The organism is Frankia sp. AiPs1, from assembly GCF_023716945.1.
GTDB lineage: Bacteria > Actinomycetota > Actinomycetes > Frankiales > Frankiaceae > Frankia.
This window is the reverse complement of sequence record NZ_JAMQQF010000157.1, coordinates 1-11,873: the sequence shown is the minus strand read 5'-3', so window position 1 is coordinate 11,873 and position 11,873 is coordinate 1. Positions and strand designations below refer to the sequence as shown.

The following is an 11,873-nucleotide window of genomic DNA, read 5'->3' as shown; positions in this document are numbered from 1 at the left end:
TCGCCGATCCCGACGTCCGGGCCGATCGCGACGTCCGGGCTGATCGCGGTGGCCTGGCCGCCTGGGCCGCCGATGCGGGCGGCCTCACCCGCGGGCGCGGGGGAGGGGATCGTGGGTGGAGTGTCGGGATTGACGCCGGTGGGGCCAAGGATCGCGTCGAGGGCTCGGGGCCACGCGGGCGGCCGCGGCGGCGTCGTCCGATCGATCTCCAGCCACGCGTCGCGCCGGTTCGACGGGCCGAGGCGGACGTCCGCGTGCGTGGGCACGGCGGCCGGGAGGATCGGGGCGGGAGAGTAGTCGGCGAGCTGACGGCGGGGGGCGCCGCGGCGCTCGGCGGCGAGCGCGGCGAGATAGTCCAACAGCCGAAGCGACCGGCTGCGCACCAGGTCACGGGCGGACAACGGACATCGGCTCCTCGGACGGACGGCGGGGTCAGGGCGCGGCGGCCGCGGCCAGTTGTGGTCCGCGCCTCCGCTTGAGCCGACACTACGGCCTGCGTCCGACAACATCGCCGGTTTCCCGACCGCCTAACGTCGCCGCACCCCGCCGAGCCGTCCAGATCCCCAGGCCGAACCCCGCCTCCGCGGAGGGAATCGGTGCCCGGGAGGATGGCCGCCCTGAACAGGACATCCGCATCTACATCCACTCGGGGTCGTGGGCGATCACCGGCAACGGCCGGTCACGGGGCGCGGGAGTTGTTGCGGTGCGATGCGCACGTTCTGCGTGCTCAGACCGTGCATTGCGGACCGCGCTCGGCCCCGCCCCTGTCGGGTTCACTCGGCTGAATCTGCAGTCAGCGGTGATCAGACGGTGCTCGCGTCCGTCGAAGGGGCGAACGTGCTGCGAGTGCTCGATCCGCGGTCCACCTGCCGGAAGGCCGCTCTGTGCGCCAGGGGCGGGTTGATGCCTGCGGGTGTCCTGCCTCGGGGCCCGGGCTGAGTGCCCGCGGGATCCAGGATGGTCCGGACGGGGCTGAGGGACGCCGGACTCCATGGGTGGGGAGGTCCGGGCACGGCGCGGCGGTCGGTCCCCACCGACACGCTCGCCATCGCGTCGGTGGCCGCCGCGCCGTACCTGGTTGGCTCCGACCCGATCCCTCCGCGGGTCGCAGCCGTCTGCGTCGGGTGACGTCGCATCCTCGGCCGTGGGTCCGGGGCGGACCCCGGCGGTGCGACGATCCCGAGCCCGGTGTCAGCCTGTCGCGCCCCCGTCCGGGTTCCGACCGACAGGCGGTGTGAGGCCGGCGGTGACCGTCCGAGTGGGCCACCGCGGTGGGCGTCGCCCGCCGATCCGGCCGTGCCCGATGACGTGCACCGTGACCTCCCCATGCGCCCCGTGGTCGGCGTGAGCGTGGTTTGAGCTTCCCGGATCGGGTAACGGCGGGGCAGGGGCGACCGGACCGTGTTCGAGCGCCAAAGGGCCGCCGCCACACCGGTCCAACCGGCCCCCGTGGAGGGGTCCGAGGTCCTGGTGGCGGACGGTGGCCTGCGGGTCGACGTCGCCCGGACGGGTGGTGAGCCGACGGCACCGTGGGGTGTGATCCGGGCGGCCTGTTGAAGCGGAGGCCGCGGCCGGCCGGGGAGAACGCCCGTGTCCGGCAGATGCCAGCCGGATCGCCCCACGCCGTCGCCGTCATGTTCCTGACATGTCTCGGTGACACCCGGCGGACCGCGAATCGGGCAGCTTTTACAGCGAAATGGTCTCCGGGCAGGTATTCCGCGCACGGCCCGATCGGACGGAGGCAACGGCGGCGGACAGGAAGGTCCGCCCACGGGGCGGTCGGAGAACGCGACGGCCGGTGGACAAGGCGGTGCGCGGACGGGGCGACAGGCGGGCGTGGGCTGCCTCGACGGAGGCTGGTGGTGCTGGCATCCGATCCCGTGACGGGCGACGTGAGCAGGGCGATCGTGCTCCCACCCGCCCGGGGGGCCGGGCCGGGTTCATGCAGGTCCCACCAGTCGGACGGGGCCCGGCCGCGCGCAGACGGCCGCCGGCGCCGGGTCGGGCGGCCGGTTCTCCGGCGGGCACCGAGGTGTCCGCCGGGGACAAGTACGGGGTGGGTTCGGCCGGCGTTTCGCCGGTTTCCGGACGATGAAGCGCATGTTTCGGCCCGCTGGTGGCCGGGTTGACCCGGCGATGCCCCCGTGACGGCTGGTTTGGCCCGGTAGTCTCGGTCTGGAAGAACTGGGATGATCGGCGGCGTCCGTCGCCGCCCCGCCCGGGGTATGTATGGAGCGAAGTCGCGAAGAGACGAAACGCCGAGCGAGACGTGAGGGCCGGGCAACGGTGGGTGCGCCACTGCTTGTGGATAATGCCGATCTGTCGGTGAAGACCCTGGGGGCCTGCCGGATAGAATCCCCTCTTATGCCCCTGTTGGGGGAACGGCCGACGACACAGCATTACATCGACGAGGCGGACAAGGTCCTCTACGACGACACCACGTCGATGATCGCCGCCCGGCAGGTCGACCTTGCCGAACTACCGGGGTTCGAGCCGGCCGGCCCGCGTCGGAAGATCTACTTCGACCCGTCCAAGACCCGGGTCGGCATCGTCACCTGTGGCGGTCTGTGCCCCGGGCTGAACAACGTCATCCGCGGGCTGGTCCTGGAGCTGACCTCGCACTACCGGGTCCGGCGGATCTTCGGATTCCGCAACGGCTACCAGGGCTTCATCGCCCGCTACGGCTACGACACCGTCGATCTGACCCCGGAGAGCGTCGCGAACATCGACGACGACGGCGGGACGATTCTCGGCAGCTCTCGCGGCCAGCAGGATCCCGGCGAGATCGTCGACTGCCTCTCCCGGATGAACATCAACATCTTGTTCGTCATCGGCGGGGACGGCACTCTGCGGGGCGCCAAGGAGATTTCCCGGGTGGCCACCGAACGCGGCGAGAAGATCGCCGTCGTCGGCATCCCGAAGACGATCGATAACGATATCCCCTACATCGATCAGAGCTTTGGCTTCCAGACCGCCTTCGGCAAGGCTGCCGAGTCGATCCGTGTTGCGCATGCCGAGGCGACGTCCGCACCGGGTGGCATGGGCGTGGTCCGCCTGATGGGCCGGCATTCCGGCTTCATCGCCTGTTACGCGACCCTGGCGAAGAGCAACGCCGACGTCGTGCTCATCCCGGAACTGCCGTTCAAGCTGGAGGGTGAGGGCGGCCTGCTGAACTACCTGCGCCGCCGCGTGGTCGAGCGCGGGCACGCCGTCGTCGTCGTCGCGGAGGGCGCCGGCCAGGAGCTCATCACCGACCAGCCGGAGGGCTCCGACGCGTCGGGCAACCGCAAGCTGCACGACGTCGGTCCGGTGCTGTCCCGCCGGATCACCGAGCACTTCGCCAACGAGGGCGTCGAACTGAACCTGAAGTACATCGACCCCAGCTACGCGATCCGCAGCGTCCCGGCCAACCCGTACGACAACGTCTACACGATCCGGCTCGCCCACGCCGCCGTGCACGCCGCGATGTCCGGGCGCACCGAGATGGTCGTCGGCCGGTGGCGCCGCCGCTTCATCCACATCCCGATCGGCCTCGCCGTCAGCCAGCGTAACCAGGTCGACCCCGCCGGCGACCTGTGGATGTCCGTCCTCGAGGCCACCGGCCAGCCCCCCCACTTCGAGTAGGCCAGTCCTCTTGTTTCTGACATCGAAGCCACGTCTGGGGAACCGCGGACGGGGCTGATCGCCTGCGCTCTCGTGCGTCTGCGCCGTCCGGCCGGACGCGCCCGGGCTGACGCCGGTTGCCCGTTTCTGACAGCGCGGTTATGTTCAGGATGCTCTATTCCTCTCCCCGACGGGGGCGTACCCCGCCGGCCGGCCCCGGGCTGTGTACCGCCGAGGACCTCTGCGGGCCTCTGACGATCCGCGTGCCACGGGGCGGCGACGGCGCCGCCGCCGCACGAGGACGCTGATGCAGAGCCGCGATCACGAGGAGCCAGATGGACACGACCCCCACCTCCTGGGACGAGACCACCGATGTCGTCGTGGTGGGTACCGGCGCCGCCGGACTCACCGCCGCGGTCCGGGCCGCCGACGCCGGGGCGCGCGTGCTGGTGCTGGAGAAGACCGCCGTCGTCGGGGGCAGCACCTCGGTCTCGGCGGGGATCGTGTGGGTTCCCCTCAACAAGCACCAGGCCGAGTTCGACATCTCCGACAGTCGCGAGGAGGCGCTCGCCTACATCCGGCGCCTGTCCGGCCGGGTGGCCGACCCCGAGCTGCTCGAACTGTGCGTGGACCGGGGCGCCGAGATGCTCGAGTACATCGAGACGCACACCCCGCTGAAGATGACGACCATGGCGAAGTACCCGGACTACTACGCCGCGTACGACATCCCGGGGAAGAAGTACGGCGGGCGCTCCTGCGAGCCGCTCCCCTTCCCCGTCGGGGAGCTGCTGCCGGACTGGGCCGCCCGCATCCAGACCAAGGTGGCGGTGCGCGGTCAGGTGGCCCGCAACATGCTCGCCGAGGATATCGGGCAGCTCGAACGCACCCCGGAGGAGCTGGAGCGGCGCAACCGCGAGGACGTTCGCACGAAGGGCAGCGCCATCGTCGCGGGCCTGCTGCGCGGGGTCCTCGACCGCGGCATCGAGGTGCGCATGCAGACCCGCGCCGAGCAGCTCCTCGGCGAGGACGGCGCCGTGCGCGGGATCCGGGTCACCGGCGCGGACGGCACGACGTCCACCATCGAGACCAGGCGCGGCGTCGTGCTCGCCAGCGGCGGGTTCGAGTGGAACCGCGAGCTGGTGTCCGCGTTCATCGGCTTCGAGCTGTACCCGATCAGCCCCCAGCACGCGACCGGCGACGGGCAGATCATGGGCATGGAGGCCGGGGCGCTGCTCGGCAACATGCACTCGTTCTGGGGTTCCGGCGCGATGATGGACCCGACCGACCTCACCCTCGGTGTCCCGCTGCCGACCTTCGACGACGCCCGCGCGGCCGGCGGCACCATCATCGTCAACTCGCACGGCGACCGGTTCGTCAACGAGGCCCAGCCGTACCACGACTTCGCACACGCCTTCGGTGAGTTCGACGCGACGACCATCGACTTCCCGAACGAGGTCGCGTGGATGGTCTTCGACGAGGGCGTGCGCTCGCGCAAGCAGATCCTGTCGTTCAAGCCCGGCGATCCCATCCCCGACTGGGTCGCGACCGGCGAGACCATCGCCGAACTCGCCGAGAAGCTGGGCGTCGACGCCGACCACCTCACCGAGACCGTCGCCGAGTTCAACAAGTACGCCGCCGACGGCGTCGACCCGCGCTTCGACCGGCCGCGCGGCATGACCGGCTCCAAGATCCGTCCCGTCGACCGCGCCCCGTACTACGCCGTGCGCATCTACCCCGGAACGCTGGGCACCAACGGCGGCCTGCGCACGGACGTCAACGGCCAGGTGCGCCGCGCCCGCGGCGGGGTCATCGAGGGCCTGTACGCGGCGGGCAACGCCGCGGCGAGCCCGCTCGGCTGGGGCTACCCGGGCGGCGGTACCACGCTGTGGACGGGCATGACCATGGCCTACGTGGCCGGCGAGCAGGTCGCCTTCAGTCGGACCCCCGTCGGCGTGGCCTGAATCGGCGTGGCCTGAATCGACATGGCTTGAATCGGCTGATCTGAACCGACTGGCCTGACATCGAGCCCCGGGAGGCCGGGTCCGCACCGCGGGCCCGGCCTCGCTGCGTGCCGGGTCAGTTCGCCTTGGGGTCGCCCGTCGGGGGATCGTTCATCGAGTCGGCGTCGAAGAAGGTGCGCAGGCTGCGGATGAGACCGGCGTCGTCGAACACGAAGTGCGTCGTGACGACGTTCTCGAGCCCGCCGCGGGCACCGGCGTCGATGACCGACAGCGTCGTGGCCACCGCCTCGTTGCCCACCACCGCGACCCGGTCGAGCCGGAACGAGACCGACCAGTCCGGGGGTATCCCCTCGACGAAGAACCGGCGCAGGGCCTCGGCGCCGCGGGCGACGACGTACCCGGCCGGATCCTCCACGAGACAGTCGTCGCTGAACAGCGCCTCGCGGCCCGCGACGTCACCCGCTGCGTAGCTGGCGTAGTACGCGGCGATCCGCGCACGGGCGTCCGCCGGGCTGATGGTGGCCGGTACCGACGACACGAGCTTGGCCAGCAGCCGACCCGTGGATCCCTGGGCGGTCATGCGGCCACCGCCGACGGTTCCGCGACCGTGATCGTGTCATCGTTGATCCACGCCATGCGCACCTGCCCATCCCTTCGACGCGTTCACCCTGAACGTCCCCGCTCGCGCGGCATCTCCACCTTGCACCACCGGCGCCGCACGGGCACGCCAGACGGTGCTGGGACGATGCCGGCCCGATCCCGGATCGTCGTCGAACTGCACACCTCACCGCCCTGCGGGCGCGCTGTCTCGCGGGCGGTGTTGCGCTGGGCACGCGGCCAACGGCGACCGGCGGTGCTTGGACGGCGGACTCGCGCAGCCCGCACTCACCTCACAATGGAATTCCTCACGGCTCGATGTACTTGTCCACCCACGCCGTCGGCTTCTTGTCGCCGAAAATACTCCGGTCCTGCTCCTCCTCCTTCTCGCGTATCCTCTCTTTCGTGGCCTCCCACTCCTCCGGCGAGATCTCGCGAGCTTCTCGCATCGCCTCATTGAACTCTCGGCGCCGACGAGCCTCGACGTCATCGTTGGTCTCTTCATCGGCCATCCGACTGTCCCTCCTGGTCTCTCCTGATGTACAAGGTGGCGGGGCCCGTTGCATCCGGGTTGATGTCCGACTTGGCCTGGAATCGTTCGTATGCTCGCGGATCCAAAATTTCTAGGCTACCTCCAAACTCCTTGACTGCCATCTGTCTCGGAGCACTGTTTGTGTCGTAAAGATATGCGCTGTCGGCCTTCTCGGCGTAACGCTCGAACCCTTGGGAGAAGCCGCGGTGCGCATCGAGTTGATGCTTGATCGGCACGTAGCGTCCCGACTGCTCGCCCCGGGTCGCGGCCCGTTGCACGGCGAGTTCCACATCGGCGCTCACGCCGAAGACGTGTACCTCGTACCCTTGCCCTTTGGCGTCGTCCATCAGCTTGAGGGTCTTGTCCGGGTTGCCGAGCGTACTGTCGTAGATGATGTTCAGGCGGCGCTCCATAGCCTGTCCCAGCACCGTCTTGGCCAGGCTGCTGCTCTCCTCGTGAACCACCTCGGCGGCGCGAAAGTCTCCGGCCTGGACGATCTCACCGAACTCAGGAATCTTCGTCTTCAGACTGTCAGGATCAAGGTGCACCGCGTCGTCACCCCTGATCGTTCCCAGATGGAGCAAGGCATCCAGCAGATGTCCCTTGCCGGAGGCGCCACCGCCGCCCATGAGATAGAGGACGGGGCGGCCATCCTCGGGGGGCTTGGTCTCACCGATCACCTCCTTGCACAGATTCTCGCGAAAGGTGGCACGCGCGGGAGTGCTGAATGTGTCTGTTCGGGTGAGTAACGGATGACCGTGGGGAAGGGTCTTCGGTGTGTCAGGGACGGCCCAGCTATCCAGGTCCGGCGCAGAAGCGGTTGCCTCCGAACGTGGCTCCGGCAGACGTGAACCGCGGCTGTCAACGGGGGTCTCCAGCGCCGCCTGGTCGGCGGGCGTACCCGGACCCGGGTGCCGGCCGTGGGCACTGTCGAGGAGATCCAGCTTTTTCTCGATGGGTGACCGGTCTGCGTCGGGCGACTGGTCGGCTGCGCGCGGCTCGTCGGTAGAGGGCGGCCGGTCGGTGGAATGCCGCCCCTCGGATGGCGTCAGCGAGTCGAGAGTGTTCGCGGTGGAGCGGGACTCTCGCGCTGAGGCCGAATCGTCCAGCAGGTCAAGTTTGTGAGCAACCTGGGCGGCCCGGGACTGCTCGGGGTGAACCGGCGCCGAGTCGGAGTCCGTGAGTTCCCTCGGTGCGGCAGCCATGTCCGGGCCGCGGAAGTCCGCCGGGGTCATTGCGACCGCCTGGATCGTCCGTGTGACATGGCCAGTGAAGAATCGCTGGGTGGACGGGCCGCGGCCAGAAGACCACCTGTGATTCGGCACCGTCGAGCGTAACGTCCCGGGCTGTCGTCCTGCTGGGTCGACCTCAGGAACGGACGGTCGTCGGCGGTTTCTGCGCCCGAAGATTCGCCGCGCCAGCGCCGTTCCTTCTCGAACGTTCGGTCCGCCTGATTCTCCGTGCCTTTCGGCGGTGGTTCCCTGTCTGCCATCCATTCGGCGTCGGGCGGGCCGCCGGCGGTGGCCGTCCGCGTCGACCGGTCGTAAAATCTTTCTACCTGCCGGGGTCCGTCCTGGCCGCGGGCGCGAATCTCGGCACCGTTGTCGATCTGCTCATTGTCAGTTTCGACGCGATGAAACTCGGCGAGAGTCGTCATGGTGCGTTCGCCGAGGAGTGGCGTGGAGTCATGCATTCCCCCGGGGCGGTCGTCAGCCCATTGGTGCAACAAGCCGACGGTAACTCTTCTCCCGGTGTGAAGAAACTGTTCTCGTCATCTGCGTGACCACGAATCTGGCCGAGATTCTCGGCGCCTACACCGTGTGACTCGGTCGGCGTCTGCCGTACGGAGATTCACGTGCATTCGGTGACGGCATCAGCCGTCAGCATTGGAAGGTGCAAGCCGTCGTCCGGCCACTTGTCCTCGATGGACGGCAGCGCGGAAGTTCCTGCTGACCGAGGTTATCGACCTCTGCCGCCAGTACGCGCGCGGAACGCCGCGAACCCGCCGGATAGACCCGGTACGAACATGTGCGCGCCGCCGCCCGGCAGGCGTCCACGGCAGCCGGGCCGCGGACCGGTGGATCCCTTGCCGTTACTTTCTGTGATCGTCACGGGGGTGGGCACCCGGATCGCCGGCTGAGATGGGGATACCCGGGCCGAGGCGGACAGGTGAATGGCGGACCGACGGGGGAGGGGCGGTCTGATCAGGGGCGGGCCAGCCGGGCGACGAGGCCGGCGCGTACGGCGGGCCATTCGGCGCGGACGATCGAGTAGTAGGCGGAGTCGCGGGCCGTGCCGTCGAAGGCGAGCACGTGGGCGCGGCGGACGCCCTCGAAACGGGCGCCGAGCCGTTCGATCGCCGCGCGGGAGCGGGCGTTGCGTGCATCGGTCTTCAGGCAGACCCGCAGCGTCGCCCAGGTGTCGAAGGCGTGGCCGAGTAGCAGGAGCTTCGTCTCGGTGTTGACGGCGGTGCGTTGGGCCGACGCCGCCAGCCACGTCGAACCGATCTCGGCCACCGACGGTGGGGCCTCCGGCGAGTCGGACGCGGTCGAGGCCTCACGAGGCGGCGTGGCCGCTGTCGGGGTGGCCGCCGTCGGTGTGCCCATCACCACCGTGATCGTGGTCGCCGTGGTGGTCGTGGTCGTTGAGCTGTGGACTGCCGTTCCGGAGCCCGACGCGGCCGACCAGTGGAAGGTGGTGCGGTGGCCTGCCGCGTCCGAGGGGCCTGATCCGGTGGGGCTCGCCGTCGGCCGCCAGAAGCCGAGGTCGAGGAAGCGGGTAGCGCCCACGATCCGGCCGGCGCTGCCAGAATCGGTGTTGGCGGAATTCGTGCTGCCGGAATCAGCGCCGCCGGGACCGGTGGACCGCTCTCGGAGCACGAACGGGACGGCCAGGCCACGCTCGCGTTCCGCGATGGCCGTCGCCACGTACCGGGCCATCGCCTCCGGGGTCGCCGGGACGTCGGTGAAACCGTAGGTCCGCCGGTTCTCGGTGGCGGCGCGGACCAGACCGTCGATGTGGCCGGCGTCCATCGGTTCCAGCCGTACGCGGCTGCCAGCGAATGTCGGCATGGTCCAGGCGGGGGGTGTCCCAGGCATGGGGCCAGCATGGCGGGAGTCGGTCCGAGCCCACCACCGGTTTTCGGACGTTCCGGCTCGGGCGTTCCGGGTTCCCGGTGTTCTCAGCGCAGGCCGGAGCGGACGAAGGCGTCGATGACCTGGCGCTGCATGGCGAGGTACAGCGCGAACACGGGCAGGCAGGCCAGGCCCGAGGCGGCCATCACCGCGCCCCAGTCGTCGCCCTCGTCGGTGAGGAAGCCGCGGATGCCGAGCTGGATCACCGAGTTCGCCCGCTGAAGCACGAGCGCGGGCCAGAAGTACTCGTTCCAGGCGGAGATGAACAGCAGGATCGACAGCGACGCCAACGCCGGGCGCAGGTTCGGCACGACCACCGTCCACAGCGTCGTCCACGACCCCCGCCCGTCGATGCGGGCCGCGTCGAGCAGCTCCCGCGGAAACGCCTGCATGTGCTGGCGGAGCATGAGCACGGCCAGCGCCGAGCACAGGTTCGGCACGATGACGCCCGCGAGCGTGTTCAGTAGACCCAGGTTCGACAGCACCAGATAGTTGGAGATCATCGTCACCTGGAACGGGATGAGCCAGGTCGCCACGAATGCCATGAACAGCACCGTCCGGCCACGGAACTCCCAGGCGGCGAAGGCGTACCCGGCGAGCAGGCAGATGACGAGCTGGCCGGCGGCGGTGACGGCGGCGATGACGAAGGTGTTGCCGAGCAGGCCGACGACGTCCAGGCTGTCGAAGACCTGCCGGTAGTTGCCGAGGCTCAGCGGCCAGGGCAGCAACGACTGGTCGAAGGTGTCGCCACGGCGGCGGAACGAGCTCGCGAACATCCAGTACACCGGGAAGAGGCTGATCAGGCTCAGGAAGGCGAGCATGGAGTGGCTGGAGGCGGCCCGCAGGCGGGATGTCCGCACGCTGCTCATCGTGTGTTCGTGTCCTCGGCTCGGCGGGGCAGACGGGTGTCGGTCGGGGCAGACGGGAGTCGGTCGGGGCGGCGCGGCCCCGGTCAGTTGTCGGCGAAGCTGTAGCGGTCGGCGAGTTTCACCAGGAACGCGGCGACGACGGCGAAGACGGCGAAGAACGCGATGCCGGCGGCCGAGGCGAGACCGGAGTCGAGGCTGCGGAAGCCGTACTCCCAGAGCAGGTAGTAGATGTTCGTGGAGGAGTCCGCCGGGCCGCCCTGGGTGAGCACGTCGAGGAGCGGGAACGTCCACTGGCCGGAGAGCAGCACCGTCATGAGCAGCATGAACAGCAGCGTCGAGCGCAGCAGCGGCAGCGTCACCCAACGGGTCACCTGCCAGCGGGAGGCGCCGTCCATCTCGGCCGCCTCGGCGTAGTCGGCGCTGATGCCGGTCAGGCCGGCGGAGATGACGAGGGTGGCGAAACCGAGGATCTGCCAGGCGCAGATCCCGAGGATGGCGAGCAGCGCCGTCCGCTCCTCCCGCAGCCAGTTGTAGGAGCCGAGTCCGAGCGTGTGGTTGACGATTCCCTTGGGGTCCAGCAGCCAGCGCCACACCGCGGCCGTGGCAACCGGCGCCATGAGCATCGGCAGGAAGATCAGTGCACGGTATGTCGCCCGGGATCGGTCGCCCAGGTTTCGGATTCCCAGGGCGATGGCGGTCGGCAGGATGATCGAGAAGGGGATCAGGCCGAGCATGTACCAGAGCGTGTTCTCGGCGGCGCCGCGCAACTGGGGGAGGGTGAACACCCGCCGGTAGTTCTCGAGTCCGACATAGGTCTTCGGCGAGGTGGGCAGCAGGTTCCAGCGGAAGAACGACAGCTGGACGGCCTCGACGATCGGCTTGTAGGTCCACAGCACCAGGCAGGCCAGGCCGGGCAGCAGGTAGAGATAGGGCGGCAGGGCGCCCAGCGCGCGGCGGGCCAGCGGCGGGCGGGCCGCCTGGATCCGCTGGGCCGGGATCGCCACCGCGGCCCCACCGCCGCCGGAGATCCTCGCGGCGCCGGACGGCGCGACTTCGACAAACACGGTCTGGAACTTCCTCTCCGGCAGGCGGACGCCACCCCCGTGGGGGGGGGGGGGGGGGGGGGGGGGGGGGGGGGGGGGGGGGGGGGGGGGGGGGGGGGGGGGGGGGGGGGGGG

General features: G+C 69.9%; 8 protein-coding genes and 1 pseudogene. 2 read left to right on the top strand and 7 right to left on the bottom strand.

What is annotated here, in order from left to right:
* A pseudogene (locus tag ND748_RS15585) lies at nt 1-401 on the bottom strand (hypothetical protein); the annotation flags it as partial.
* Between the two features lie 1,885 nt (nt 402-2,286).
* On the opposite strand from ND748_RS15585, the gene ND748_RS15580 reads away from it, so the two are divergent.
* Together ND748_RS15580 and ND748_RS15575 are read left to right on the top strand one after the other, a co-directional pair.
* Nucleotides 2,287-3,624 (top strand): ATP-dependent 6-phosphofructokinase, encoded by a 1,338-nt coding sequence (locus tag ND748_RS15580; protein ID WP_251746528.1) that lies wholly within the window; start codon nt 2,287-2,289, stop codon nt 3,622-3,624.
* Between the two features lie 314 nt (nt 3,625-3,938).
* A complete protein-coding gene (locus ND748_RS15575; protein WP_251746527.1) occupies nt 3,939-5,564 on the top strand; it encodes an FAD-dependent oxidoreductase in 1,626 nt (541 codons plus the stop codon).
* Between the two features lie 115 nt (nt 5,565-5,679).
* Here ND748_RS15575 and ND748_RS15570 read toward each other — a convergent pair whose 3' ends face one another.
* The 6 genes from ND748_RS15570 to ND748_RS15545 form a co-directional block, all read right to left on the bottom strand.
* Nucleotides 5,680-6,144 carry a nuclear transport factor 2 family protein gene (locus ND748_RS15570; RefSeq protein ID WP_251746526.1) on the bottom strand — a complete coding sequence of 155 codons (465 nt, stop codon included), beginning with the start codon at nt 6,142-6,144 and terminating at the stop codon, nt 5,680-5,682.
* 325 nt (nt 6,145-6,469) lie between these two features.
* Nucleotides 6,470-6,673: a hypothetical protein gene (locus tag ND748_RS15565; RefSeq protein ID WP_251746525.1), complete on the bottom strand. Its 204-nt coding sequence runs from the start codon at nt 6,671-6,673 to the stop codon at nt 6,470-6,472.
* Entirely contained in the window at nt 6,663-7,928 is a 1,266-nt protein-coding gene (locus ND748_RS15560) for a zeta toxin family protein (RefSeq protein ID WP_251746524.1), read from the bottom strand. The genes ND748_RS15565 and ND748_RS15560 overlap by 11 nt, the downstream gene beginning before the upstream one ends.
* Before the next feature lie 969 nt (nt 7,929-8,897).
* Nucleotides 8,898-9,725: a GNAT family N-acetyltransferase gene (locus tag ND748_RS15555; protein WP_251746523.1), complete on the bottom strand. Its 828-nt coding sequence runs from the start codon at nt 9,723-9,725 to the stop codon at nt 8,898-8,900.
* Between the two features lie 149 nt (nt 9,726-9,874).
* On the bottom strand, nt 9,875-10,696 hold the full coding sequence (locus ND748_RS15550) for a carbohydrate ABC transporter permease (RefSeq protein WP_251746522.1): 822 nt from the start codon (nt 10,694-10,696) through the stop codon (nt 9,875-9,877).
* An 83-nt stretch (nt 10,697-10,779) separates the two neighbouring features.
* A complete protein-coding gene (locus tag ND748_RS15545; RefSeq protein ID WP_374215934.1) occupies nt 10,780-11,760 on the bottom strand; it encodes a carbohydrate ABC transporter permease in 981 nt (326 codons plus the stop codon).
* Nucleotides 11,761-11,873 lie beyond the last annotated feature (113 nt).

Excerpts from the sequence above, each read along its gene's own strand:
- ND748_RS15575 (WP_251746527.1), top strand. The coding sequence starts at position 3,939 with ATGGACACGACCCCCACCTCCTGGGACGAGACCACCGATGTCGTCGTG.
- ND748_RS15570 (WP_251746526.1), bottom strand. The coding sequence starts at position 6,144 with ATGACCGCCCAGGGATCCACGGGTCGGCTGCTGGCCAAGCTCGTGTCG.
- ND748_RS15565 (WP_251746525.1), bottom strand. The coding sequence starts at position 6,673 with ATGGCCGATGAAGAGACCAACGATGACGTCGAGGCTCGTCGGCGCCGA.
- ND748_RS15560 (WP_251746524.1), bottom strand. The coding sequence starts at position 7,928 with ATGACCCCGGCGGACTTCCGCGGCCCGGACATGGCTGCCGCACCGAGG.
- ND748_RS15555 (WP_251746523.1), bottom strand. The coding sequence starts at position 9,725 with ATGGACGCCGGCCACATCGACGGTCTGGTCCGCGCCGCCACCGAGAAC.
- ND748_RS15550 (WP_251746522.1), bottom strand. The coding sequence starts at position 10,696 with ATGAGCAGCGTGCGGACATCCCGCCTGCGGGCCGCCTCCAGCCACTCC.